Annotated in this window: 27 protein-coding genes; 7 read left to right on the plus strand and 20 right to left on the minus strand. The window is 45.2% G+C overall.

Annotated elements, in window-relative coordinates; translation table 11 throughout:
• Positions 1 to 95: 95 nt before the first annotated feature.
• Positions 96 to 821: a tetratricopeptide repeat protein gene (locus tag QUA03_RS23150; protein ID WP_333215331.1), complete on the plus strand. Its 726-nt coding sequence runs from the start codon at positions 96 to 98 to the stop codon at positions 819 to 821.
• 12 nt (positions 822 to 833) lie between these two features.
• Here the strand turns inward: QUA03_RS23150 and hpsP are convergent, their stop codons facing one another.
• The 9 genes from hpsP to hisH all read right to left on the minus strand — a co-directional run bounded on the left by hpsP (position 834) and on the right by hisH (position 9,759).
• A complete protein-coding gene (gene hpsP, locus QUA03_RS23155; protein ID WP_333215333.1) occupies positions 834 to 2,048 on the minus strand; it encodes a hormogonium polysaccharide biosynthesis glycosyltransferase HpsP in 1,215 nt (404 codons plus the stop codon).
• Positions 2,049 to 2,095: 47 nt separating this feature from the next.
• Entirely contained in the window at positions 2,096 to 2,275 is a 180-nt protein-coding gene (locus QUA03_RS23160) for a hypothetical protein (RefSeq protein WP_333215334.1), read from the minus strand.
• Positions 2,272 to 2,619: a hypothetical protein gene (locus QUA03_RS23165; RefSeq protein WP_333084412.1), complete on the minus strand. Its 348-nt coding sequence runs from the start codon at positions 2,617 to 2,619 to the stop codon at positions 2,272 to 2,274. Before QUA03_RS23165 ends, QUA03_RS23160 begins: the two co-directional genes overlap by 4 nt.
• A 41-nt stretch (positions 2,620 to 2,660) precedes the next feature.
• Positions 2,661 to 3,830, minus strand: coding sequence for a hormogonium polysaccharide biosynthesis glycosyltransferase HpsO (hpsO, locus tag QUA03_RS23170; protein ID WP_333215335.1), 1,170 nt, complete (start codon positions 3,828 to 3,830; stop codon positions 2,661 to 2,663).
• Between the two features lie 30 nt (positions 3,831 to 3,860).
• A complete protein-coding gene (gene hpsN / locus QUA03_RS23175) occupies positions 3,861 to 4,835 on the minus strand; it encodes a hormogonium polysaccharide biosynthesis glycosyltransferase HpsN (protein WP_333215337.1) in 975 nt (324 codons plus the stop codon).
• A gap of 18 nt (positions 4,836 to 4,853) precedes the next feature.
• Complete coding sequence (locus QUA03_RS23180) at positions 4,854 to 6,521, minus strand: glycosyltransferase family 39 protein (RefSeq protein WP_333215339.1); 1,668 nt, start codon at positions 6,519 to 6,521, stop codon at positions 4,854 to 4,856.
• Positions 6,522 to 6,705: 184 nt separating this feature from the next.
• The gene (glmM, locus tag QUA03_RS23185; RefSeq protein WP_333215341.1) at positions 6,706 to 8,166 is read right to left on the minus strand and encodes a phosphoglucosamine mutase; all 1,461 of its coding nucleotides are present in this window, start codon (positions 8,164 to 8,166) and stop codon (positions 6,706 to 6,708) included.
• Between the two features lie 258 nt (positions 8,167 to 8,424).
• Positions 8,425 to 8,967 (minus strand): 16S rRNA (guanine(966)-N(2))-methyltransferase RsmD, encoded by a 543-nt coding sequence (gene rsmD / locus QUA03_RS23190; RefSeq protein WP_333215343.1) that lies wholly within the window; start codon positions 8,965 to 8,967, stop codon positions 8,425 to 8,427.
• 156 nt (positions 8,968 to 9,123) lie between these two features.
• On the minus strand, positions 9,124 to 9,759 hold the full coding sequence (gene hisH, locus QUA03_RS23195) for an imidazole glycerol phosphate synthase subunit HisH (protein ID WP_333215344.1): 636 nt from the start codon (positions 9,757 to 9,759) through the stop codon (positions 9,124 to 9,126).
• Between hisH and QUA03_RS23200 the strand changes: the two genes are divergently transcribed.
• Entirely contained in the window at positions 9,749 to 10,312 is a 564-nt protein-coding gene (locus QUA03_RS23200) for a pyroglutamyl-peptidase I family protein (RefSeq protein ID WP_445304869.1), read from the plus strand. The two genes, hisH and QUA03_RS23200, sit on opposite strands and share 11 nt — an antisense overlap.
• 91 nt (positions 10,313 to 10,403) lie before the next feature.
• Here QUA03_RS23200 and QUA03_RS23205 read toward each other — a convergent pair whose 3' ends face one another.
• The 4 genes from QUA03_RS23205 to lgt all read right to left on the minus strand — a co-directional run bounded on the left by QUA03_RS23205 (position 10,404) and on the right by lgt (position 13,796).
• The gene (locus QUA03_RS23205) at positions 10,404 to 10,886 is read right to left on the minus strand and encodes a flavin reductase family protein (RefSeq protein ID WP_333084418.1); all 483 of its coding nucleotides are present in this window, start codon (positions 10,884 to 10,886) and stop codon (positions 10,404 to 10,406) included.
• Positions 10,887 to 11,038: 152 nt separating this feature from the next.
• Positions 11,039 to 11,875 carry a dienelactone hydrolase family protein gene (locus QUA03_RS23210; RefSeq protein WP_333215346.1) on the minus strand — a complete coding sequence of 279 codons (837 nt, stop codon included), beginning with the start codon at positions 11,873 to 11,875 and terminating at the stop codon, positions 11,039 to 11,041.
• A 127-nt stretch (positions 11,876 to 12,002) separates the two neighbouring features.
• Entirely contained in the window at positions 12,003 to 12,782 is a 780-nt protein-coding gene (gene cobM, locus QUA03_RS23215) for a precorrin-4 C(11)-methyltransferase (protein WP_333215348.1), read from the minus strand.
• 120 nt (positions 12,783 to 12,902) lie between these two features.
• On the minus strand, positions 12,903 to 13,796 hold the full coding sequence (gene lgt, locus QUA03_RS23220; RefSeq protein ID WP_333215350.1) for a prolipoprotein diacylglyceryl transferase: 894 nt from the start codon (positions 13,794 to 13,796) through the stop codon (positions 12,903 to 12,905).
• A 300-nt stretch (positions 13,797 to 14,096) separates the two neighbouring features.
• Here lgt and rlmN point away from each other — a divergent pair, with 300 nt between their 5' ends.
• Positions 14,097 to 15,206, plus strand: a complete 1,110-nt coding sequence (gene rlmN / locus QUA03_RS23225; RefSeq protein WP_333215352.1) for a 23S rRNA (adenine(2503)-C(2))-methyltransferase RlmN — start codon at positions 14,097 to 14,099, stop codon at positions 15,204 to 15,206.
• A gap of 194 nt (positions 15,207 to 15,400) precedes the next feature.
• Here the strand turns inward: rlmN and QUA03_RS23230 are convergent, their stop codons facing one another.
• The 3 genes from QUA03_RS23230 to QUA03_RS23240 form a co-directional block, all read right to left on the minus strand.
• Entirely contained in the window at positions 15,401 to 16,510 is a 1,110-nt protein-coding gene (locus QUA03_RS23230; protein ID WP_333215354.1) for a class I SAM-dependent methyltransferase, read from the minus strand.
• Positions 16,503 to 17,216: a phosphoribosylglycinamide formyltransferase gene (gene purN / locus QUA03_RS23235; RefSeq protein ID WP_333215356.1), complete on the minus strand. Its 714-nt coding sequence runs from the start codon at positions 17,214 to 17,216 to the stop codon at positions 16,503 to 16,505. Before purN ends, QUA03_RS23230 begins: the two co-directional genes overlap by 8 nt.
• A gap of 260 nt (positions 17,217 to 17,476) precedes the next feature.
• Positions 17,477 to 18,052 (minus strand): GNAT family protein, encoded by a 576-nt coding sequence (locus tag QUA03_RS23240; protein ID WP_333215358.1) that lies wholly within the window; start codon positions 18,050 to 18,052, stop codon positions 17,477 to 17,479.
• Between the two features lie 59 nt (positions 18,053 to 18,111).
• Here QUA03_RS23240 and QUA03_RS23245 point away from each other — a divergent pair, with 59 nt between their 5' ends.
• Complete coding sequence (locus QUA03_RS23245; protein ID WP_333215359.1) at positions 18,112 to 19,002, plus strand: sugar ABC transporter permease; 891 nt, start codon at positions 18,112 to 18,114, stop codon at positions 19,000 to 19,002.
• A gap of 132 nt (positions 19,003 to 19,134) precedes the next feature.
• On the opposite strand, the gene QUA03_RS23250 is transcribed toward QUA03_RS23245, so the two are convergent.
• Positions 19,135 to 19,725 (minus strand): DJ-1/PfpI family protein, encoded by a 591-nt coding sequence (locus QUA03_RS23250; RefSeq protein WP_333215361.1) that lies wholly within the window; start codon positions 19,723 to 19,725, stop codon positions 19,135 to 19,137.
• Between the two features lie 78 nt (positions 19,726 to 19,803).
• Between QUA03_RS23250 and QUA03_RS23255 the strand changes: the two genes are divergently transcribed.
• The gene (locus tag QUA03_RS23255) at positions 19,804 to 20,169 is read left to right on the plus strand and encodes a hypothetical protein (RefSeq protein WP_333215363.1); all 366 of its coding nucleotides are present in this window, start codon (positions 19,804 to 19,806) and stop codon (positions 20,167 to 20,169) included.
• A gap of 341 nt (positions 20,170 to 20,510) precedes the next feature.
• Here the strand turns inward: QUA03_RS23255 and QUA03_RS23260 are convergent, their stop codons facing one another.
• Both QUA03_RS23260 and QUA03_RS23265 read right to left on the minus strand, forming a co-directional pair.
• Positions 20,511 to 20,657 (minus strand): photosystem I protein PsaX, encoded by a 147-nt coding sequence (locus QUA03_RS23260; protein WP_332954628.1) that lies wholly within the window; start codon positions 20,655 to 20,657, stop codon positions 20,511 to 20,513.
• Between the two features lie 126 nt (positions 20,658 to 20,783).
• Entirely contained in the window at positions 20,784 to 21,758 is a 975-nt protein-coding gene (locus QUA03_RS23265) for a lipoyl synthase (protein WP_333215365.1), read from the minus strand.
• A 198-nt stretch (positions 21,759 to 21,956) separates the two neighbouring features.
• Here QUA03_RS23265 and QUA03_RS23270 point away from each other — a divergent pair, with 198 nt between their 5' ends.
• Both QUA03_RS23270 and QUA03_RS23275 read left to right on the plus strand, forming a co-directional pair.
• Positions 21,957 to 22,508, plus strand: coding sequence for a response regulator (locus QUA03_RS23270; protein ID WP_333215366.1), 552 nt, complete (start codon positions 21,957 to 21,959; stop codon positions 22,506 to 22,508).
• 286 nt (positions 22,509 to 22,794) lie between these two features.
• Positions 22,795 to 23,886: a PfkB family carbohydrate kinase gene (locus QUA03_RS23275; protein ID WP_333215368.1), complete on the plus strand. Its 1,092-nt coding sequence runs from the start codon at positions 22,795 to 22,797 to the stop codon at positions 23,884 to 23,886.
• Positions 23,887 to 23,986: 100 nt separating this feature from the next.
• Here the strand turns inward: QUA03_RS23275 and QUA03_RS23280 are convergent, their stop codons facing one another.
• Complete coding sequence (locus QUA03_RS23280; protein WP_333215370.1) at positions 23,987 to 25,729, minus strand: CapA family protein; 1,743 nt, start codon at positions 25,727 to 25,729, stop codon at positions 23,987 to 23,989.
• Positions 25,730 to 26,031: the final 302 nt, after the last annotated feature.

The following is a 26,031-nucleotide window of genomic DNA, read 5'->3' on the forward strand; positions in this document are numbered from 1 at the left end:
CTAGGGAGTAGGGTTTCATTTTTCTCTTTCTTACCACCTCTAATATTGTACCTAATCGTTAAGCAAAGTGCTGTAATTACCGAGCCAATCACGCTGTGATCAGTCAAAGAGTTGCGATCGCTCAAAAAGCTGCAAATTTCAGCAACCAAGGTTCTTTAAAAGTTCAAAAGGGAGATGTTCCGGGGGCGATAGCCAATTTTACTCAAGCTTTAGCGCTGAATCCGAACATACCTCAAGCTTACCTCGGATTGGGAATTGCTACTGGCCAACAGGGAAACAAGCAGCAGGCAATTTACAATTACGATCGAGCGCTGCAATTTAATCCTAACTTGGCAGAAGCTTATTTCGGTCGCGGTCAAGCATACTATGAATTGGGAAACAAGCAAAAGGCGATCGGGGATTACGAACAAGCTATTCGCATTAATCCTAATTATGGTTTGGCTTATCTGGAACGAGGTGCTATTCGCTGTATGTTGGGAACTAAATCGCAAGCCGTATCAGATTTTCAGCAAGCTGGAGAACTTTTCTCAAAGCAGGGAGACGGCAAGAATTACCAATTAGCGCAAAGCTTTATTAATGATTGTCAAGAACCGATTGCAGAGGCGGCAATCTGCGATTATCGAAGGAAAATAGATTCCTTCGGCAGACCCTGCGGTCGCTCTGTTAATGTTCCGATTATAATTAGAAGAAAATCCGCGACTGCTACCTCAAACTCTGAGTCTACTGCTGTTAAAAGTAATAGCAGCGTTGAAAAAATCTCGCCTGCAAATTCTGATAGCAGCGGCACAAGAAGTCGAAGCAGGAGAAGAAGTAAAAGGTAAGCGGCTGTTGCATTAGTTAAGAGATGACAAAATCTCCTGGTAAGCATCGATGGTTTGTTGGGCGATCGCATCCCAGTTATAATGCTTTCTTGCGTACTCTTTGCCGTTCAATCCCCGCCGTTGGCGCTCTTCGGGATTCAGAAGTGCTGATTTGATTGAATTGGCGATCGCCCCTATTTCCAAAGGTTCTACCCAACCAGCTTCTGCTTGCTGTATGTCTTCCGCAATATGTATGCGATCGGAAATGGCGACAGGTACACCGGCGGCCATCGCTTCTGCTACAGCAATGCCAAAGTTTTCGTAATAAGAAGGCAATACAAATAAGTCGGCTTTTGTCAACAGTTCAACTTTTAAATCACCGCTCACAAAGCCAGTTATTCTTGTGTATTTTGCTAAGCTTGAATTCTGAATTTGTACTTTAATTTGTGTTTCATAATCAGCATCTTGGGGATTTGAACCAGCTAAAATAAAGTGAAATTCTATGCCCGATGCCAAAATACTTTCTAATGCTGAAATTAACAAATCAAGCCCTTTTTTAGGTTCAATTCGCGACATAAATAAGATGATTGGCACTTCTGATTCCCGCAATCTCTTAGGAAACAAACCTGCTGTCACCCCCAATGGAATCACCAAATCCCGTGGCACAGGCATCTTGCCTGTGCAGTCCAAATCCCGTGGCACAGGCATCTTGCCTGTGCTACCCCAACCAAATCTTTCTGAGATTTTAGCCTCTTCTTTACTTGTGAAATGAATTGCAGCAGCGCCTGCTAAATTAGGGCGTTCTAAAAGCGTGGCATAAATCTGTTTCAAGCGCTTTTTTTTCTGCAAATCAGCGGGATCAAGCATACCGCAGGGACGCATAATATATGGCAACTTGTGATATCTAGCAATTGTGGCTGCAAAGGTAGTTACTGGTGAGAAAAGAGCGTGAATATGAGCCAGGTCAAATTGTCGCGCGTTTTCATTTAACCACTGCAATAACGAGAGTGAAAATTTATATCTGCGCCAGGGATAACAGCGGAAATAAATAATCTGATAACCGTTTTGTTGTATTGGTTGATTTAGAGGAACATCTAAAGGAAGTTGACCGATATCTCCGTTAGAATCTGTGGTGATAATGGTGACATCAATGTTTTTTGCTGCGAGGGCCGCAGAAAGTCCGAGTACCATTTGACTTGGCCCGCCGTATACCAAGGAAATTGAGGGGATAATTTGGAGAATCCGCATCAGGGATAGTTATTTAAATCCACATACCAACATCTCCCATTACAAATTTAATTATCTGCAAAAGGCTTCCCATCTAGCTGTTCAGCTTCCTCTCTCTTTGTTGCTGTAATTTGGGTATTGTGAGCCATTTCCTTGGAAAATTCATACATTTCACTGGCTTTTGCTTCCGCAGCTTTCACAATTTCAAGGATTTCCAGCAGTAGGCTTTCATCTGGTAATTGTTTCATGGCAATGCTTCTAATCTCTCAACTACTTTGTCAATCATAATTCTCGATTCAGGAGCCATCTTTAGCAAGGCTGCTAAATAATCTCCTGCTTTTTGAACATCTTCATGGGGCACACCAGCCATCAATACATTGCCCACAATGTGTTCTGCTTGTAAGCGAGTACCTGCTACGTTGAATTGAAAATTGGTGATTGAAGAAAAGTATTGCATCAGTATTTCATTCTGGGGAAAAAGAGACATGGCTCTTCTAAGTGCAAAAAGCCCCAGCGTTGCTTGGCGCTCACTATCGTCTAGTACCTGGTAGAGTTCGTTAACCAAAGAGCGTATATCGGGAGGAATAGACATTTACCACAGTTTTTATTTAACACTTGCATTATAGCTAAAAGTTACAATAATTCTTTGTAGAATTCCAATAACTGCTCAGCTAAAGCTTTATTTGTATAATTGCTCATCGCTCTATGATAACCCCGATCGCCCAAATCAGCAGCCAACTCGCCCCGCTCCATCAATTTCTGCAAACACTCTCGCAAAACCCCGGAATTTCCTTCTGGGAACAATAAACCCGCATCGCCGATGACGTGGGGAATTTCCCCGCAGTCGGAACCAATCACCGGAATGTGACAGGCCATCGCTTCAATTAAAACGTGACCAAATTGTTCTTTCCAGCCCACCGTGGTCAAAGTTTTGAATTTATAGCTAGTTTGCGAAGGCAATACCAAACAGTTCATTAAGTTAATGTAAGGGGGAATTTCTTCGTGGGAAACGCTTTCAACCCAGATTATTCGGTCGCTGATTCCCCATTCTCTACATTTTTCGGCGAGGTGCGCTCGCAATATTCCTTGTCCTACTAACAGCCACTTCCAAGAGCTTTTTTTTAACCCTGCCAAGGCTTCAGCTAAAGTCAACAATCCTTTTTCTTCGACAAATCGTCCTACAAATCCTACCACAAAATCGGTCGGTTTAATTCCTAACCTGCGCGATAAATCAGCGTCTTTACCAGTGCGGCAAAACAAAGTTTCATCTACTCCGAGTTGTGGCATTACTTTTACCGCACCTTGATAGCCCCGCTGCCGCAAAATTTTAGCTCCATCTAAGTTGCCTGCAATAATTCCGTCGGTGTGCTGAAGATTGTAATTTTCTAAGACTGAAATGGGCCAATTCAATTGATAAGGCAGATTCCACCAAGTAAATAATATATTTTTTGCTTGGAGTTTGAGCAGTTTATTTAGTAAAATTAATTGAACACAAGCGAGGGATTTTGAACCTTGTTCAACTTGAATGATCTGCGGTTTAATTTTTTGCAAAAGTTCAATTAAATCTCTACCAAAAGTTAGCAATCCTTGATTGTTTTGACTAAAGTTGGAGACGGGGACTACTTTAAATGAGCCTTTTTGATAAAATTGCGTTTCTATAATTTTATTTTGTACGCCTCCAGGTTTCCAACGCTGCGGCACTACAACTGTTACTTCAATATCGGGTTCTAGGTTGGCTAATATCTTGAATTTTTCCCGATTAATGTCCACAATATAGGTGTGACTAGCCACGAGAATTCTCATTTATTGGGAAGGGCGAATGGGAATAGGTAATTATTGAGCGTTAATCTTGTCTTGATGGCTATAACTTTGTCCATCATTCCACAGAGATTGAATTAGTGTATTGATAGCACTGAGAAAACCCAGGATATAAAAAGCAAATCTAGTTATAATTTTAATGGGCGAGGCACTTTTATAACAAGGTGGATTTCCCAAAACGTGGCAGTCAAATAGTTTGGCAAAAAATCGCAGGCATTGAAAAGCTGTTAAATTTTTCAATCCCATGAGGAAATGGTTGTGATAAAATGTTACTTGATATTCGATCGATCGCGTACTGACATCGTGACACCCGCCGCTCTCTTCCCCCAAGTGAACTAAACACGCATTGGGATCGTACCAAATTTTCATGCCCGTCGATCGCAATCTCAAACAAAAATCCGACTCCTCCCGCACCGCACTCCCTGCAAACCGCTCATCAAACCTCAGCCCCCATTCGGCAAAAACCTGCCTGCGAAATGACATATTGCAGCCTCTAGCCGAGAGCACCTGCTGCGGTTTGACTGTATGTACCAAATCGATAAAATACCAGGCAATGCCCGCATCCATCGCTTCTGAGGGCAAATATTCGATAGCCAAATCGCCTCCAGAATTATCCAGTTTCATTCTGTCAAAAACCCTGCCCGCCACACATCCCACATCGGGTTTTTCTAAATAGTTGTCAGCGTGAGCTGCCAAAAAACCATCTGGCAATTGTACATCATCATCAATAAATAAAATAATCTCTCCCACTGCGCGCCGCACTGCATAATTTCGAGCAGCAGGCAAACTAGCCCAATCTACCCGAAACCAGCGAATTTTGCCCGCATTTGCCAATTGCTCTAAATAAACTTGAGTTTCCGATTCGTGGGTGCGAGTTTGATCAATTACCAGCACTTCAAAATTCGGGTAATTTTGCCGAATCGCATCAGCCAATGTCTCTCGCAGAGGTTGTTCACGGTTGTAGGTAGGTATCACAACAGAAATCATCATTTGCAGTTGCCACTTTGCTTATTTCTCTACACGCCAAAGCCAGCCATCGCTTGGTTTGTAAATTGATGTAATTTTATATTTTTGCACTTTTTCTAGTTCAAATTTTAATGCTTCTGTAGCTCGGTAGAGAAATACATCGCTAAAACCATCAGGAATTTTGACTTGTTCGGGTTTAACTGCCAACAAAAGCTGTACTTGCGGCTTCAGCAGATAGCTGACAGACAGTATTTTTCCTGTGATGTTGTTACCTCCGTGAGTGATTACTAAAGGTTTTTTCGCTTGATTTACAATCGCCGCTACTTGCGGATTGTATTTAGTGCTAGAAGGATATTTGTTCCACCACAATTGCGACTGTGAGCTGACGGCACAAGAAACTATTCCACTCGATATTATGGCTATTAAACCGAGCTGCCACAGTTTTTGCTGGCGGGGATTGGTAGCGACTTTAATTTTAGCGGTGAATAGGTAGGCAACAGCTATCTGGATTGCTAAAATATAGGGAACCAGATAGCGATCGGCAACGCCTCGCACTGCTATCAATACTATCGCTGTAATTCCGATCGCTGTCAAGACAAACAGCCAAACTCGTTTAGGAGTTGAGCGGCAGAGCGAGTATATTGAATGTGCGATCGCTAACAGCAATACGGCTACTACAATCACTCTGATTAAATCTGTAGTCATATTTATAGAACCAGATTTGATGATTCCGCCCGCCCAATGCGTGTCGATAAATATTCGGCAGGTAATGAGAATTAAAGGTTTAAGTGAAGATATGAAAGACAGGGAAAGGCGGGGCAAGCCTACTGTTGCTTCGATTTTTGGCGCGTTCTTCAGTAATACCCAAATCCAAGGAGCAAAAAGAATTATTGCTATTGTGGCAGTTACTAAATAAGTAATTAATGTCTTGCCAAAACGCCAATTCTCCTGGATAATTACATAAATGCCATGGGTCAATATTACTAAAAAAAATAATAAACTACAATACAGTCCTAAAGTCAGGGCGATCGCATAAATAAACCAAACAGCCTTACTAAATTTAGATGTGCTGGGAGAATTTTGTAGGGCGATCCTCTTCGTTGGCGTAGCCCCCGTAGGGGCGGGCTTCGCTAACGCCCGCAGCAGAATTGCATTCGACAACAAAACCAGGACTGCAAACATCATGTACGGTCTTGCCTCTTGCGCGTACAAGACGTGAAATGGTGAAACAGCAATGATTGTAACAGCCACCCATGCCACAGACGCAGAGCGAAATAATTCCCAGCACAGCCAATAAATGCTGGGAAAAACTAACAAACTAATCAAAGCTGAAAGACTTCTGACAGTCGCCACTTGCGGGTCGAACAACTGCACCCAAAATCGGGCTAAAATAAAATACAGCGGCGATAGTTGGGGTTCTTCTGTAGCTAAACCTTTAACAGTATCCCACCAAGTTTTTTCGGAATTTATCTGTTGGTATTTCCGCTGGAAATCTGCGACGCTAATTGTTTTGCCTTGAAAATCTTGCTGCACCATTTCCGTCCAAGTGTAGCCAGAAATTCGCAGCGAGGTGATAGATTCGTCGAACGAATAGACTTTGCGATCCAGATTAGTAAAGCGGAACCATATCCCCGTTATTAATATGACGACAATTAAAATTTTTAACGAAATTCGATGCAGCCGCCCATTTTGAATTGATTTGGTGTTCATACAATCAGAAATGGGGAAATGAAGAAAGAAGGATTTAGTTATTTAGGACAGAGGGAGTAAACAAGAAGGAATAAAGAATGAGAAATTGGTTTCAATAGCCCCTATATTTCTCTAGAGGCTTCTTCCTTCTTCCTTCTTCCTTCTTCCTTCTCCCTTCTACCTTCAGATTAATTCCCCATTTCCATCAGATAGCTATGTGTTGCTGAACGGCTAAAACTAAATTTTCAGTCCAGAAATTAGCCAACTCGGCACTGGCAGCTTCCACCATAACTCGAATTAGCGGTTCAGTGCCAGAAGCGCGCACCAAAACCCGTCCCTGTTCTCCCATTGCTGTTGTAGCACGATCGATCGCACTTTGCATTGCTTCGCTCTCGTGCCATTTCAGGCGTTTTTCGCGATCCTCAACCCGAATATTTCGCAACAACTGCGGATAAGTTTGGAAACTGCCACTTACCAACTGTGCCAAAGATTGCCCGGACTGGCGCACCAGCGAAGCCAAATGCAAAGCGGTCAGCAAACCGTCGCCGCTGACACCGTAATGAGGACAAAGAATGTGTCCCGACTGTTCGCCGCCCAACATCGCACCAGTGCGCTGCATTTCAGCGTGAACGTACTGATCTCCCACGTCGGTTCTAGTTAGTTTGCCCCCCAATTCTTCCCAAGCTCGCTCGAAGCCGAGGTTAGCCATTACAGTAGAAATAATTAAATTGGATGGTAACTGTTCGGAGTCGCGCAACTGCCGGCCCCACAGATAAAGGATGTAATCGCCGTCAATCGTTCGACCTTGGTTGTCAACACACAAAACTCGATCGGCATCCCCGTCAAAAGCAAATCCCAAATCGGCATTGTGTTCCAAAACAGCCGCTTGCAAACTGTCGAGATGAGTAGAACCGCAGTTAACATTAATACGAGATCCATCAGGAGAGTCGTGCAAACAGATCACATCCGCCCCCATTTGCGCGAACACCGCCGGCGCCAAACCCGCGGCCGCCCCCCAAGCCAAATCCAAAACTATCCGCATTCCCTCCAAATTCATCTGTTGCAGCGAATCACACAGCGAAGTGGCATAATCTTTAACCAACTCAGAGCGATGGTAGTGGTGTCCCCAAGCCAAGCTAGCAACCGGAATTTTTGCCCCTCGGATTCCCGCTTCGATTTGTTCCTGCAACTGCTGCGACAGCTTCGAGCCGTTTGAGTCGAAAAACTTAATGCCGTTGTCTTCTGGGGGATTGTGAGAAGCCGAAATCATCACTCCGCCGACCGACTCCGAAACACTTGCCAGATAAGCAACGCAGGGAGTGGGACACAATCCCAAATTCCACACTTCCAAACCGGCGGCCGTCAAACCCGCTGACAGTGCCATTGCCAGCATATCGCTGGAATTCCTGCTGTCTTGCCCCAAAATCACAGGCCCCTGGTTGGAGGTATTTTGGCGTAGAACTTGTCCAGCCCAGAAGCCGACTTGCAGGGCTAGGGGTGCATTCAGCAATTCTCCAACTTTCCCGCGAATGCCGTCTGTGCCGAAGAGTTTGGTATTGGGCAGGGGGAGGCTATCTCCCAGTAGAATCGTATCGCGTTTGACTGGCTGTACCGAGTTAGCAGCCGGAAACTCGCTGCCACGAGGGCGCGAAGGTGTCTGAACCATATTCACTCCTTTAGGAATATTCACACTCACACTTTGGGTTCATGTTACAACTGAAAGTCTTTATTTTCAGCCTAAACTCCATTTATTTCGTCAATTGCTGAGGCAACTTGCTCTGACAACCTACGCACAAAGCTTAACTTCATCGGAAAAATTTGTATTGTATCCAAGGGAAAAACTTTTTGTAGCGGGGGCGCGCCCACGCCCGGAAACCCGGTTTCTTTCAGTCTCCAGGCGTGAGGCTGCTGCTATTTGAGCCTGTCAGCCACTGCGTCTGTAGAAGGTTAATGCTGTATTGCCGTATATTTTATGGCGGCAAATTTCTAGGCCGGAAATCGGTTGTATCGATCGCTCTGGGCTGTGCTCGATCGCGATTTCGCCGTTTGGTGCTAGCATTTCTTGGCTGGCGATCGTGTTTAACACAGGTTCATACAAGTCGCTGGCGTAGGGCGGATCGAAGTAAATGCGATCGAACTGCTGCCCCGCTAGTGTCGCCAATTTCGCTGTCGCGTTTCCCCGCAGTATTTGGAATGTTTGGGACGAGTCTGCTACTTGCTCCCAGTTTTCGCGGATAATTGCACAAGCTTTCGCCGACTGTTCGATGCCTGTGACACTCGCGGCTTGACGACACAAAGCTTCTGCACCCATCGAACCGCTGCCGGTACAAATGTCAAGCCATCTACAATCTGCGATCGTCCCTTGCCAAATATTAAATAAAGCTTCTCTGACTCGCGAAGGTGTAGGGCGAGTTGCGAGTCCCGGCAGGGTTTTTATTTGGCGATTGCCAGAGATTCTCAGACTCATACAATTTTAGATTTTAGATTTTAGATTTTAGATTGGGGATGACTGAATAAATATAAATTTGGTGCATACTTACAGTTGCATTCTTTATTGAAACTGCTATCATTTAAAACTATAAACACCCGGTTTATACCACAAACCGGGTTTTGCACAAATCGCCTAAACGGCAACTTTTGCCCTCACCTGACTGACAAAATTTGACAGCATTTGCAATCCCGTACTCGAAGACTTTTCCGGGTGAAATTGCACGGCCATCAAATTGTCTTTAGCTATAGCCGCCGTCACATTTTGACTGCCGTGAGTCACAATTGCCGATCGCACTTCCCCATCAACTGGATCGACATAATAAGAATGCACGAAATACACCCAAGGATCAGACGGTAAATTTCCCCACAGCGACAAATCCGGCTGAGTAAATTGCAATTGATTCCATCCCATGTGGGGAATGGTCAAACCCGGTTCCGAGCGAAATCGGCGCACTTTTCCCGCAATAACGCCCAATCCCGGTTCTACGCCTTCTTCGGAACTTTCAAACAGAATTTGCAAACCCAAACAAATGCCTAAAAAAGGTTTTCCCGATGCGATCGCCCTTTTTATCGGTTCTATCAAATTGCGCGATCGTAAATTCTGCATTGCCGGGTCAAACGAACCCACTCCCGGCAAAACCACCGCATCAGCCTGCTCGATCATAGCAGGAGAATCTGTAATTTTTGGCACTGCACCCACATTTTCCAAGCCTTTACAGACCGAGTGCAGATTGCCCATGTCATAGTCCACTACTGCAATGACAGACATTGACTTACTTGCCTTATATTATCAATATCAGTATTATTGCACAAATATGACGGCGAAAATCCTGCTCACCTCATTTGATACTTGGCTTCCCCATCAGAAATCCAATTCTTCCGACGACTTATTAGCTAAGATTTCCCAAATCAAATCTTTGCCTGATTCCCTGACTTTTTTGAGGAAACTGCCAGTAGATTTTCAGCTAGCACCTAATTTAGCAATCGCCCAAATCAACCAACTCCAACCCGACACTATTATCTGCTGCGGTATGGCCGAAAGCAGGCAAAAATTAACTATAGAATCTTGCGCTTGCTGCGATCGCGACATTCGGCAAACATCAGTTAATCTCGAACCGCTAGTCGCTGATTTAGCTGCAACAGAAATCAGTCACGAAGCCGGAAAATTTGTTTGCGAAGCCCTGTATTATGCAGTTTTAAAACACCTTGCAGATTCTCAACTTAGCACCAAATGTATTTTTGTACACGTACCAATTTTGACAGAAGAAAATGCCGACAAAATTGTCGCCGATTTTTTATTAATTTTAACTCGCCTCCCTTAACAACTAACAACTAACAACTGACAACTGCCAACTAACAACTAACAACTGACAACTGACAACTGACAACTGCCAGTTGCCAACTGCCAAGTCTTTAGCCTCCGTAATTCCAACCGGTGCTTTCTAGCAGCAACGGATTTCCTTCTCGGTGGACGCCGGCTGCCAAAACTTCTCCCACATAAACTGTGTGGTCTCCGTGTTCCACAGAACCGACAACTTTGCACTCGATGTAACCCAGAGAATCCGAGATAATCGGACAACCAGTTTCCGCGCCCGGATAAAATTCTACATCTTCAAATTTATTGCCAACGCGGCGCTGCTGCTTGAAGAATTTCTGGGCTAACTCTTTTTGCCCTGCTTCTAGGAAACTCAAAGCAAAGACACCGCTGGCTTTGATCATGCCGTGGGATTTGGAGTCTTGCTTAACGCAGTTGACAACTAAGGGAGGGGTAAAGGAAGATTGCATCACCCAGCTAGCGGTGAAACCGTTGACTTCCTCCCCGTCTTTGACACCGCAGATGTACAATCCGTGAGGGATTTTCCGCAAGATGGTCTTTTTAGCTTGTTCGTCTAGCACGGGCTTACCTGTTCGATCGATAATTCTACACCGCTCAGTTTACCAATGTCGGGTCCACAAACCCACCTGTCTTAAGGGCTATTCGCTAATATTCCCTTTTTAGATCCCAAACTTGACACCAGTTTTCAGTGAAAATTAACAACTCACAACTATTATGAAACTCCATACTTTTTAAACCAATCTTGCATCCGTTTCCAAGCATCCTTAGCTTCTTTTTCCCGGTAACTGGGGCGATAGTCGGCGTTAAAAGCGTGCGGCGCATCTGGATAAAGCACAATTTCCGAACCACTGCTGCCAGTTTTGAGAACTTCCTGCATTTTCTCAACTGTATCGTTGGGAATTGACTGGTCTTTGCCCCCGTAAAGCCCCAATACAGGCACTTTCAAAGTTGCTGCAATGTCGATCGGCTGTTTGGGAGTTAAAGCCGTAGAATCGCCAACCAAACGCCCGTACCAAGCCACTCCAGCTTTGACTTTCGGGTTATGGGAAGAGTACAGCCAAACAATTCTGCCACCCCAGCAAAATCCTGTAATTCCCAACTTATTAATATTGCCTTTTCCTGATTTTTGTGCCCACTCTACGGTTGCATCTAAATCAGACATAACTTGAGCGTCGGGAACTTTCGAGACAACTTTACTAATAATTTCTTGAACCTCGGTGAGTTTAGAAACATCACCTTGACGGGCAAACATTTCTGGGGCGATCGCTAAATAACCTAATTTAGCAAAACGGCGGCAAATATCTTGAATGTGGGCGTGAACTCCGAAAATTTCTTGAATTACTAAAATTACTGGAAAATTGCTGCCGCTGGCTGGCATTGCTCTGTAGGCTGGAATTGAGCCGTCTTTGACGGGAATTTTTACCTCACCTGCAACTAAACCAGCAGCATCGGTATTGATAACGGCAGCCGCAATAGGATGAACTGCTAACGCAAATCCGGCGCTTAATGCGGTGACAGTAATAAATTGTCTGCGAGTTAAATCTTTCATCGGTAATGGGGAATGGGGAATGGGGAATGGGCATTGGGCATTGGGCATTGGTAATTGGTAATTGGGCATTGGTAATTGGAACTAACCAATGACTAATGACTAATGACTAATGACTACTGACTAATGACTACTGACGGAAAAGCCGATCGTGCTCTGGATGGTACAAGCGCGATCGCCCTGCTGCTGATTTTCCCAATGCCGGACTAATCACATACATTGTCGTTCTGATCAAATTATTTTCACGGGTAGCAACGGCCATTTTGTCAAGAGAAACCAGGACAATTTTTTCATCGGGCCAGCCCAACCGATAACAAATCGCTACAGGCAAATCCGATGGGTAATGTTCCATCAATTTAGCTTGAGCTTTTTCCACATGGCGGGCACTCAAGTACAGGCACAAACTCGCTTGATGAGCCGCTAAACTCGCCAATTCTTCGCGATCTGGTACTTCGGTTCTACCGCTAATTCTGGTCAAAATAATTGTCTGTACAATTCCCGGAACTGTCAACTCAATTTTAAGTTTAGCCGCCGCAAGTTGGAAAGCGCTAATTCCCGGAATTACCTCAAAAGCAATTCCCTCGGAGGCCAAAGCTTGCATTTGTTCACCCACAGCCCCGTATAAACAGGGATCGCCAGAATGCAGGCGGACGACGCTTTTTCCCTCGCGCACTCGTTGCACCATCAAAGGTACAATCTCTTCGAGGGTTTTATCGGCAGTTTGGATCACTTCAGCATCCGCGCGTACCCCCTGCAAAATTTGCTCTGGAACTAGCGAGTCAGCAAATAATATGACATCGGCTGCAGCCAGTAATTTTTGAGCCTTAACAGTCAACAAATCCGGGTCTCCTGGGCCTCCACCTACAATGTATACCCCTGGAATTAGGGATTCAATCTCTGTCAAACTCATTGCTGCTAAAAAATTTGCTAAATTTACGGACTCTTCCGGATGTACCTATTTTGGTTGGAAGTAATAGATGGTAGATGCACCCTGGTTTTGAACCCTAGAGACTAACCTCTCTGGGGTTTTTTATTGATCCTCTGGCAATTTCGGAGTGATATTTGCCCGATCGCTATTGGGGGAGACAACATCCGGTAAAGGTCGATCGAGCAAATAAAGCCAAGCTAACCCGCCCAACCCTAACACAATCCCAGTCAAGCTTACCATCTGTGCCGTCCGCAGCGGCCCGAACATCAAACTATCAGTTCGCAACCCTTCAATCCAGACTCTACCGGAACTGTAAGCTGCGATATAAACCAAAAATAAAGCACCAGTTTTTAAGCGAATTTTGCCCTGCAAATCGCGGAAAAATAAAGTTAGAAGCAACCCAAATACTGTCAAATTCCACAGGGATTCGTAGAGAAATGTGGGGTGGAAGTATTCAAAATTAGCATAGGCGGGCGGGCGGCTGTTTGGCGGAATATAGAGTTTCCAAGGCAAATCCGTAGGACTGCCAAAAGCTTCGGAGTTAAAAAAATTTCCCCAGCGTCCGATCGCCTGACCGAGAATTGCCGAAGGCGCGATTAAATCTGCCAATTGCCAAAAAGAAACTCGCTGGATTTTCGCAAAAATTAAAGCTGCGATCGTTCCACCCAAAATCGCCCCGTGAATTGCAATTCCGCCTTTCCAAATTGCAATAATATCTTCAGGCCTCTGGGCGTATTGCTGCCACTCAAAAGCCACGTAATAAATTCGAGCGCAGGGAATAGCGCCCAGAACCAGCCAAATTGCCAAATCACCCAATAATTCGGGATTTACGCGGCGTTTTTGGGCCAAGTATTGGGACAGACTGACCCCAATCAAGACGGCAGAAGCTATCAACAGCCCGTACCAGCGAATGGCTACGGGGCCAAGTTGAAAGATAATTGGGCCGGGCGATGTAAATTGAAACGCTAAGGGCAGAGCAAGAATATTTAGCACCATAAAAGTTGCATTAATTGTGATGGAAAACTGTTAAATTTGCACACCCTTTAACAAACTCCAGAGTTTATTTTAGGTGGCTGCGGTCATTTACACGCAATATTTGGGGAATTTTGCCAAAAAAGAAGGAAGAAGGAAGAAGGAATACCGTATGGGGAAAAGGCCATTAAGAACGTCCGAACCGTCGGGCGCGGTTGCTTGCTATACCTTGTGGCTTCTGCATAAGTGGCTTGAGGAGGATTAACGGCAGTTTTGGTCGAGAAGTTTTAATATGGAGGATGGCTTTAAATTTTCTGATGACCTATGTCTCCTACTTCCGTTTCTCAGGTGTACTCTTCTGGTAATTCCAGGGGTGCGAATCAGTCTCGCAAGACTGCTGCTTTGGCTGTTGAGTCGGGTAAAATTCCGCCCTTGCTGGGGGCGAGTTTAGCTGAGTTAACGGAGTGGGTGCAGCAGCAGGGACAACCGGCTTATCGGGGAAAGCAGTTGTACCAGTGGATTTATGAGAAAGGTGCGCGATCGATCTCTGACATTTCTGTATTCTCGAAACAGTGGCGCGAGACTGTTGCTAAAATTCCGATCGGGCGATCGACAATTCACTATCGATCGGTCGCACCAGACGCCACCGTAAAGTATCTCTTAAAATTGGCAGACGGTCAAATCATTGAAACAGTCGGCATTCCCACCGATAAACGGCTGACTGTGTGCGTCTCAGCCCAAGTTGGCTGCGCGATGGGCTGCGACTTTTGCGCTACCGGAAAAGGCGGTTTCAAGCGCAATTTAGAAGTAAACGAAATCGTCGATCAAGTCTTGACAGTACAGCAAGATTTCGGCCGCAGAGTCAGCCACATCGTATTTATGGGAATGGGCGAACCCCTGCTGAATTTCGATAACGTTGTAGCTGCTGTCAAGTGTTTGAATCAAGACGTAGGAATTGGACAGCGAAACATCACTATTTCCACAGTCGGGATTCGCAATCGCATCAGCCAACTAGCTGAACATCAACTGCAAGTTACCCTCGCCGTCAGCCTCCACGCTTCCAATCAAAGATTGCGCGAAGAGTTAATTCCTAGCGCCCGCCCTTATCCTTTGGGTGAGTTAATCGCAGAATGTCGGGAATATGTGCGATCGACTGGGCGCAGATTAAGTTTTGAATACGTACTTTTAGCAGGTGTGAATGACTTGCCAGAACACGCAGCCGAGTTGGCTAGTCAGTTGCGCGGCTTTCAGTGTCACGTCAATTTGATTCCTTATAATCCGATTCAGGAAGCTGAATATAAGCGACCGACTCCCAATCGAATTAACAGTTTCGTTGCGACTTTGAAGGAAAAGAAAATTGCAGTTAGCGTGCGCTATTCTCGCGGATTAGAAGCAGATGCAGCCTGCGGACAATTGCGGGCATCCGAGATTTAGGATTGGATTTTTAACCGCTAAAAATTGTCCTACGGTGCGTCAGAGTGCGTTATTTTATCGATGATTATAGCAATCCTAAATGAGTTGTAAATGTTTTACCCCACCCCAACCCTCCCCTTACTAAGGGGAGGGAGTAAGAAATTCACCAATGATTTAGGATTGGCTATATCTTCTGACACACTCTACTAATTTAGCTACAAGCGTTTAACAAGTATCCACCGCAACTCTAACGGCGGTGTTTGTTGCACAGAAAATAAATCGCGCCCGCTAGCCCAACTGACAAACCAAGGTGTCGGCGGCCACGCAGAGTCAGGCAAATGTTTCTGTTCGTATTCAATTACCGATTCATCAGAAATAATTTCTAACGGCAAACCCTCGATTGCTGCTTGCAATTCTTGCCTGGTAATCAGATAAGACCAACACAATTCAGACATTTGTTTTGCCATCTCATCGGGTTCGTACCCCTCTACAGCTAAGAAAGCACTGAATAATATAAACCCGCCGCTTAAAACAGCATCGGACATTTTACCCAGAAAAAGACGAATTTGTTCGGGGTAGCGGAAATGAGAGAGAACTTCGGTAGCAATGGCTAATTTGTACCGATAAGTTTTCATCCTCAATAATGGGTCTAAAACGTCGCCTTGGGTGACATTTATCGGCAAGTTTTCGGCGGTTGCTGCTGCTGATAGCTTCTCGGCAAATATCGGTGTTAGTTCGATCGCATCCACGGAATGGCCTAACCTTGCTAAAGGCAAACTATTGCGCCCTGGGCCTGCACCGACATCTAAAATAGGTGTTTTTCCCGGTTCGCCTAATTCGGCAGCAATGGCGATGACTTTGGCATCGGGATTGCTGCCGAATAAAGGTTCGGGGCGAATATCCGGCCAGCTATGATATTTTTGGGCCATTGATTCGATTTGAATCTGGGTATTCAGAGTAATGCCGCCAGCTAAACCGCTTTGGGAATTGGCGGGAAAGTATGAGACTATTAGATTAGCGTGGGGGGAATTTTTGAATCCTTCTGCTAAGGCGTTGGCGATTAATGTTCGCAAGTTTTCGGCTTGGGCAGCGTCTATGTTTTGTCCGAGAATGTTTAAGAAGTCAGAGAGTAATTTAAGATAGTCGTCTAGCATCGATGGCAAGCAAGGCAGATAGAATTCTCCCTTGATGCCGATGTTCTTTTTGAGCCTTTCTTTGAGAATTAATTTCAGGGGATTGGAGTCAGTCAGCGGCGGGCCTGTTTCGGGTGATTCGCTGACGGGCAATTGGGCAATAGATGCGGCACTGGTGAGGTTTTTAGTCACAATCTTTTTGATTAGATTCGGCAATAAGTGCGATCGCACCGAGCATAATCTTGTGCTCTTGCACCTGAATTCGAGCGTGCAGTGTTTCTGCTGTATCATCAGGCAATACCGGCACCGCAGCCTGCATTAAAATCGGCCCGCTGTCTACTTCTAAACGGGCGATATGCACCGTACATCCAGTGATTTTAACCTTGGCGGCTAGTGCTTGCTCGACGGCGCGAATTCCTGGAAAACTCGGCAGTAAGCTGGGGTGAATGTTTATAACGCGATCGGGAAAAGCATCAAACAAAACTTTGGTAACAATTCGCATCCAACCCGCCATCACGACCCATTCTACATCATAATCTTGGAAAGTTTTGACAATTTTTGTATCTAATTCTTCGCGACTTTTGCAGTCGCGGTGATTGAGAAGAATCGAGGGAATGCCGTATTTTTCGGCTCTGGCTGCGGCTTTGGCTTCGGGATTGTTGTAAATTAATACTGGGATTTGAGCGTTGAGTTGTTGGTTTTGGATGGCTTGGGCAATTACCTCGAAATTGCTGCCGCTTCCTGATGCCAAAACTCCTACTTTTAATGGAGTGTGAGCGGGAGCGATTCTCTTCGTTGGCGTAGCCCCCGTAGGGGCGGGCTTCGCTAACGCACTTTTGCCAATCTCAGGAGAAATGAGGCAGGCATTGGAATTAACAGATACTGGATTAGCGGTCATTCGATTTTAGATTTTAGATTTTAGATTTTGGAGGCGACCCCACGGATTAATTCGGGGCTTGAGGATTTTAGATTTTAGATTTTGGATTGATTCCACGGATTAATCACGTGGCGGGTACTATCAAGAAATTCGCTTGTCATCAAGATAAAAACTATTCACTCGTATTCTACTATAGAGGTAAATGGTGCTTGGTCGCACTCTACATGGAAATATTGGCTAAGTCCTAAGTATATTTGGTTATGTGACTTACTGATTCAACCCTATTCTACAATATTACCAAAAAACTCTTCCCTGAGAATCGAATAAAGTTTTAGATCCCAATATCTGCCTTTTACAAATAGCTGCTGTCGCAATATCCCTTCCAATTGCATCCCCACTTTTTCCATCACCCTAGCTGAAGCAATATTGTTAACTTCACATCGAGCCACAATTCGATTCAGCAACATCTCCCGAAAACCGAAGTCAATCACTGCATTGACAGCCTCGCTCATGTATCCTTCGCCCCAATATCTTCTAGAAAGTGCGTAGCCAATTTCCGCCCGGCTGTGCGTCATGCTCCATTCTACAAATCCGCAAGTACCGATAAATTTTTTCTCGGCTTTGTGGACGATTCCCCAATCTACAAGCTCTCGTCTTTTGTACATTTTAGTAATGGATTTTAGAAAGTATTTAGTATCTTCGATAGATGTGTGAGTTGACCACATTGTGTATTCTGATACTTCCGGGTTGCAAGCATACTCAAACATATCGCTAGCATCGTTTAAAGTAATTTTTCTGAGCAGGAGCCTTTCAGTTTCTATAGTGGGTAAATGAGCTAATATATCGAGAAGATTCATTTTGACATTGACCTATATTGTGATACCATTTAAAACTAAAAGCTAAAATTTACAAGCCAATGGTTCGGATTAAATTTGGGCGTTTTAACTGGTTGGATAATGATACGATCGCAGCTTGGACTTTCTTGGCCCCAGCTTTGCTGTTTTTGGGTACTTTTTTGATTTGGCCGATCGCCTATTTATTTTACCTCAGCTTTACCAGCGGCAGCTTTACCCAGTCGGGAGTGCGTTGGATTGGCTTCAACAACTACTGGCGTCTAGTCACAAACCCGGATTTCTGGCAAATTCTCCAAAACACGCTCTATTTTACTACTGCAACAGTCATTCCCAGTTTAGTGATTCCATTGGGTTTGGCAGTTTTGCTAAATCGCTCGTTTGCTTGGCGAGGAGCTCTCCGCACCGCTTATTTTATTCCTTCGATTACCTCTCTAGTTGCAGTTGGCTTGGGTTGGCGGTGGTTGTTTCAAACCGAAGGCCCGGTGAATAATGCCCTAAGTGCGATCGGCTTAAATCCAATTCCTTGGCTGAGTAGCACAGTTTGGGCAATGCCAGTGATCATTCTGCTCAGTGTTTGGAAACAATTAGGCTTTAATATGGTAGTATTTTTAGCAGGATTACAAGCAATTCCGGTAAATCGTTACGAAGCCGCAGAATTGGATGGAGCTAATGCTTGGCAGCAATTTTTGTACATCACTTTACCCGGTTTGCGGCCGACTTTAGTATTTGCTACCGTCACTACTGCTATTTTTACCCTGCGGAGTTTCGAGCAAGTTTACGTCATCACCGGCGGCGGCCCTTTGAACTCTACTAATTTGCTAGTTTATTATATTTACGAGCAAGCTTTTTCGCAATTTGATTTTGGCTATGCAGCCGCTGCAGCAACTTTCCTGATGGCTATAGCTTTGATATTAGTCTATTTACAACTAAAAGTTTGGGGCGAAGATGCTTGATATCACGTCCGGTAGCATCCTTCGTGTATGGGCGGGGCGCGTTTACGAGATTGTTTGTTTTAGGCAATTATTATTGGTAAAACTCGCCCATACACGCAAATTATACAATTAACCATGTCCAATGCCCAATTACTAATTCCCAATTTTATACTCCATGTGCTCTGCTGTTTGTTCTGCTTGTCCTGTACCCAAAAGTTTCCCGACAACGTGCAAAGACATATCAATTCCCGCAGCAATTCCCCCAGAAGTGATGATTTTGCCGTTATCTACAAATCGCTGATTTTCGATAATAGTTGTGTTAGGAGCTAATTCTCTCAATAACTCCAATGCCTGATTGTGGGTAGTTGCTGCCAAACCTTCCAACAAGCCAGCTTTTGCTAAAAGCAGCGAACCCGTACAGACAGAAAGCACTAATTCTGCTGTTGGCGCACAATCTTTTATCCAATTAACAACTGCTGAATTATTGATTAACTTTCTCGTACCTTGCCCTCCCGGTACAATTAAAATATCCGGTGGCGGACAATCGAAAATGGTGCAGTCGGGATTTATGCTCAAACCGTTGCGGGCGTTGACAGCACCGGGATGTTGGGCTACGGTAGAGACGGCAAAAGGTTGATCGCCTTTACTTAATTCTGATGTCACCGAAAACACTTCAAAAGGGGCTGCAAAGTCCAGTACCTCGACATCATCGAACATTAAAATAGCTACATTCCTACTTGCCATAAGACATACTTCTGATAGAGACCAAAAATATCGGCGATTTGTTATCGTAGAACTGGTATTATTTAAATTATTAAAGCTATGCCGAAAAAAAATCGCCATCGCGCCCTAAAAATCAGTTTTTTGTGTCTTGCTTGTGCCTTAGCAATTGCTGTAGCACCAATTTTTACACCAGCTCAATCCACAAGTCAATTAGAATTTCGCATTACTCAATTAGAACGTCAAATTTCTGAACTCCGAGGACAAATCTACAGTTTGCAGAATCAAAGTTCTAGAGTTAACCGGCCTCAGTCTTCTTCCCCTTCAGGTTCTGGTCGCACAAATCCTAGAACGCTGTCGGGAGACCCGATGTTTGACAATTTAGCAACCTTGGCAATTGAAACTAAGCAAGATGTTATTAAAATTCAAGAACGCTTGTCAAAGCTAGAAGCGTCGAGAAATCGCTAGAGAAGGAAGAAGGAAGGCACGACACGGATTTGGGCACGGATTAATTATTGAGCAAAAGTCGGGATTCAGAAGTCACGAGTCAGAAGGAAGAGGGAATAGGGAAGAGGAAAGGTACGACACGGATACACGGATTAATTATTGAGCAAAAGTCGGGATTCAGGAGTCACGAGTCAGAAGGAAGAGGGAATAGGGAATAGGGAAAAAGTTAGTAGTCAGAAGCAAGAGGGATGAAGTCATATTCTCCCCAACTCAAAACTCAAAACTTTCTCCCTCTCCCCCTCTCCCATTCTCTGACGTTGAGGTCGAGAACAGCAGGGTCTGCTAAAAATTAAGTTGCAGAACTATTCAATGATATGGAAATAATAGGCTGCAACCAAAAAATTGATTGCTAACAGCAAGAGAAACCAGCCTGCGCGAAATGTGTAAGGGAATTTGCCCGTTTTCATCACGGAGTCGGATTTTAATTGGTTCTTCGCTATCTCTGCCATAGGTAAAGCTCCTAATTCATAATGTCACTGTATTTACAAATAGCAGAGAGCGTCGCACTTATGCACAATCCTCTAGAGTTATTTTTTGTAACAAGGAGTTTATACCGAGTGGAATTCAAATTAATTTCAATCGCTCTCTCCGGCGTGGTAGGAACTGCGGACGAGAGGCCCCGATCGCACGTGCTCAAACCCCATCTCCCGCGCGATCGACCCGAAACGGTCAAATTCGGCTGGCGTCCAGTATTTACGCACTGGGAGGTGCTCTAGAGATGGTCTCATGTATTGACCGAGGGTGAGCCGATCGCACTTGGCGTCCCGCAAATCAATCATCGCTTCGACTATCTCGGCTTCGGTTTCCCCGTGCCCCAACATCAAACCGGATTTGGTGGGAATAGTTGGGTCATATTGCTTAACAATACGCAGAACGTCGATCGAGCGATCGTACTTCGCCCCCCTCCGCACCGGCCCTTGCAACCGACGCACCGTCTCAATATTGTGGTTGTAACAAGCCGGCTTAGCCTCCACCACCGTGCGAATTCGCTGTCGCTGCAACTCATCGAGGCCGGAATTCTCCCCATCGGGGGCGGGCACGGGGGCACCGCCCCTACCCGTTCCCCCCCAAAAATCCGGCGTCAGTACCTCAATTTCAGTATCCGGGTTAAGAAGACGGATTTGGGCGATCGTCCTGGCAAACCAACCCGCACCCCCATCCGGCAAATCATCCCTCGCCACCGAAGTCAGCACCGCATAGCGCAAACCCAACAACTGCACAGCTTCGGCCACCTTTTGCGGTTCCTCCGGGTCGAGGGGCATCGGAGAATGACCTTTATCTACTTGACAAAAAGCACAAGCGCGGGTGCAAGTCGGCCCCATCAACAAAAAAGTCGCCGTTTTTTGCGCGTAGCACTCGCCCCGGTTGGGACATCTCCCCTCCTCACAAATCGTGTGAATTTGCCGCTGTTTGATAATTTTTTGCACTTGGGAAAGTTCGCTAGCTTTGCCAACGGGCCTACGCAACCACTCCGGCATCGCCTCGATTTCACCCCGCATTTGGGTGGCAATTGCTTTGACTGTAGGAGTTTGAGGAATTTGGGGCGACATATAATTAAGTGGCGAGCAAGTTAATTCCTTCGATCGTATCCGAAATCAAAGCCCCTGAACTTGTAGGAGTATCACCCGAAATCAGAATCGCACCAAGGTGCAACAAAACTAAACTCGCCCAGAATTATGGGTAGAATTCTGTTAGGGATATACTGAAGGTTGCAAATCATCACTCATTCATTACTGAAGGAGTCAGTCGTGGCTGGTCAAAAAATCTTGGTAATCGATGACAGTAAAGTCATCCGCCTCCGAGTCCGAGAGATGTTGCCTCAGGGTAACTTTGAAATTCTAGAAGCAAAAGACGGCGAAGAGGGACTCAAACTGATCCGTCAAGCCCGGCCAAATCTAATTATGTTAGATTTCCTACTGCCCAAAGTCAGCGGTTGGGAAGTGTATCAAAAAGTGCAAGCCCATCCTGAGCTTTCTAAGATACCTTTGGTGATCATGTCGGGCCGCGAAGAAGAGGTGATGGAAAAAATTCCGAAACCCTTTGAGAAGCATTTTTTTGCATTCATCGCCAAACCGTTTGAGAAAAAGCAGCTAACCGAGGCGATCAAATCGGCGATGGTACTGGCCAAAAAGAAACCAGTGCCGGAAGCCCCAGTCGCCGCCGCTGCACCCACTTCTGGAGGGGGCGCCGCCGAAATTCAGGCGATGACTGCCAAAATGGCGAAAATGCAAGCGGAAATTGATGCACTCAAAAAACAAATGACTCAGGTGATTACGATCATCAAGCAGAAATTGAAATAATTCTGCTGTTTTTTGAAGGCACTTATGTAGAAGGAAACTTCCACACCGTGAAACTTTCAGTTGAGTCTCAAAGGCTGCGATTTTATCCGCATTTTTTTGCCAAATTGTTTGAGCGAGTGCGATCGCCAATAGCCTGCAACTGGTTTATCAAAATCCCAGTGAGAAAATCAATTAAAAGTTAAAAATAAAACAAGGGAGGAAATTAATTATTAATTAATATTAGGATTTTTAATTCCCGCTCGTTCCACACTCAATTATCAACTCCTCAGTCTCATTTTTTTGGTTAATGACTAACGACTATTCCGATTTTTTGCCTCAACTGCGTGCCTCAACAGAGCAATTATTGAAAAGATTAGACTGCTTCGATCAAGCGCAGGTATTAGCGATCGGAGATTTGACCTTGGACGAGTTTCTTACCGGACAAGTAGAGCGAATTTCCCGCGAAGCACCTGTGTTGATTTTGCGCTACGAAAATACTCAGCAAGTACCCGGAGGTGGCGCAAATGCTGTCTATAATTTAGCCAAACTGGGAGGCAAAGTAAAAGTTGCTGGTTTGGTGGGAAAAGACGACCAGGGAAAGGCTTTGTGCGGTATTTTTGAGGCAGCGGGAATTGATACGGGTGGGATTTTAATCGATTCGCAGCGTCCAACTGTCACCAAAACTCGAATCTCCGGGCACGCGCGGCAGTCGGTGACTCAGCAAATTGTTCGAGTCGATCGCAAATCGGACGAGTTGCCGGATTTAGATTTGCAGTTGCAACTGGCAGACTACATCCGGCAGCAAATACCGACAGTAGATGCAGTGGTTTGTTCCGACTACGGCGACGGAGTTTGGACGAATTTGGCGATCGAATCTGCAGTGGTTCCCGGCAAAACAATTGTAGACGCTCAAATAAATTTGCAGCGATATTCTGGAGCAATGCTGTTTACTCCGAACTTGCCAGAAGCCGAGCAAGCCGTCGGATATGCTATCAAAAACCCTCAAACTTTAATGCAAGCAGGACGCGATTTATTGAACTTAACTCAAGCTCAAAAAATCCTGATTACTCGCGGCGAAGAAGGGATGACTTTGTTTGAAAGGGCGAACGGCGAAGAAATCAAAAATTCACCCCCTCCAACATCCATTTGTGAAAAGGGGGAATTTGCCATTCAAAGTTGGGACATTCCCCCTTTTAACAAGACTGATGTATTCGACGTAACTGGTGCTGGAGATACAGTTGTAGCAGCAATGACTTTAGCTTTGTGCGTCGGTGCATCGGGTTGGGAAGCGGCAGTTTTGGGCAATTTGGCGGCTAGTATTGTCGTGCGTCAATTCGGTACGGCAACGACGACTGCAGACGAAATGAAAGAAGCTTTGAAAGAAATGAGCAGTCAGTAGGCAGTAAGTAGGGGCGATGCCTGTGAGTGCCCGCTACCAACTGACTACTGACTAATGACTAATGACTAATGACTAATGACTACTGACTAACGACTAACGACTACTTACTTTTTTTCAAAATTTGCCCCTTGTCATCAATTGTCAAACCGCTATTGGGAAAATCGCTCTTTGTCAAACGGTTAATCAACCCCACAGTTCTAAATTTGTTATCAACAGCCGGAACACCTCGCCCGTCAAGTTGGACGGGGATAATCTTACCAGAAACAAAATCCCCTTGCGGAGTCATTTTCACATCTAAAATTAGAGATTGACCGAGTGCTCCTGCTGTAGACAAAGTGCGATAACCCAAAAAATTTCCCAGAGAGTAAGCAATCAATTTACCTTTATAAAGTTCCATTGCTCGCGGAACGTGCGGGCCATGGCCCAAAATCAAATCGGCTCCCGCATCAATCATCGTCCGCGAAAACAAAACCATATTTCCCCGGTTTTCTCCGTAAAAGAACTCAGTTTTATTTCTCACATTGATAGCTCCCGTTCCTTCAGCTCCAGCATGAACTGATATCACTACAATATCAGCCTTTTCCTTGGCTTTTTTGACAACTTCTGCTCCCGCTTTCAGTTCCAGCAAAGAATTGTGAACTTCGCCGTAGTTACTGAAACCGATAAATGCAAAATTCACGCCCTTGACATTTTGATACACAATTTGATCTCTTTTACCAACAGCCTTCATGCCGTTGCTGTCGATGTTTTTAATCGTGTCCTTAAATCCTTGCTCGTTAAAATCGTAAGAGTGATTGTTGGCAACATTTAAAATATCAAAACCAACATCTTTGAAAATTTTGGCATAACTCGGAGGCGTCCGAAAGGCAAACAGCATTCGTCCGCCGCCTGCTTTGGAACTGTAAGGATGATCGGTCATCGTGCTTTCAAAATTGCCAAACAGAATATCAGCTCCTTTGAGGTACGGTTTTACCGACTCTAATAACATCTCTTTTTTTGCCGGCAGTTTGTTGTAGGGATAATTTGTGCCGGGGATCATGTCGCCAACTGCTTTGATGCTGACAGTGGCGGGCACAATGGCAGGTTTTTTGGCAGCCGGAGATGGCGATTTTGGAGCGGGCAGGGGTTTGGCTGCGGGTGTCGAGCTCACTTCTTGTACCGCAGGCTTTGACGTTAGAGGGTTATTAGTAGCGGTGGTTGAGGATTTGTAAAGTTGAGAAGCCAGAACCAAGCCGGATATCGGCACGAGAATGAGACTCAGAGCAGCGAGTGACAGCCCAGATTTTTTAGTTTTAGTGCGGGCTAATGCTGGCTGCGGCGATGGCTTTTGCTGCCTTTGGTTTGGGGGTTTTGGAGTTGGGATTTGAGGGGGTTGGGGCGGAGATTTTTCTGGTGTTTGAGGGGGCGCCGTTGTGACGTTTTGAGTTTTTTCTAGCTTGGGCAAAGTCACAGGAATGGGAGAAGCGGCTACACTAGCTGCTACTGCTGCACTCGCAGCTACTGCTGCATTCACCGCAACTAATGGACTCACGGGTACGGAAGTCAAGCGTTTTTTTAATTCTACTGTCTGAGTCCAAGCGGGCAATTGCTCGCCGTCGCGCCGCCCGTAAACTGTCACTGAGTAAAGGTTATTTGGTTGCAGCCGCTGCAACCCTTTGACTGCGACTCGGAGACAGGCTTCTTCTGCGGGTAAATGTTCTGCTTCCAGCAGCAGATGCAGGGTGTCATTTTCCCGGCTGGCTTTAGCCGTGACGCCGAAGCTTTGGAGTGCTTGGCTGATCAGAAATGCGATCGCCCTGGCATCGCCTTCTTTTGCTAAATTTAAAATATCTTGTTGGCTCACAAACGCCTCTACTCTCACACTAAAAATTTAGCTCGATCTTATATCAAATTTGGCGGCACAGGATGAAATACCGATTGATTTAACTTAAGTAAGTGGGTACAAATAAACAAAACGTTGGCAGAGGACGCCTGCGTGAAAGGGTCTACTCGCTCTCACTATAGCTCCTAACTAAATCCGACCCTACTTTTACAAGATAGTATGATTTTTGGCGCTGGCTAGCTGAATACAATAGACCTCTTGCGAAAGTCTCAGACGAGCGCTAGTTTGTCTTCAAAAAAAGTTCATAATTATAAATACCAGCG

This window comes from Microcoleus sp. S36b_A4, assembly GCF_036700645.1.
GTDB lineage: Bacteria > Cyanobacteriota > Cyanobacteriia > Cyanobacteriales > Microcoleaceae > Microcoleus.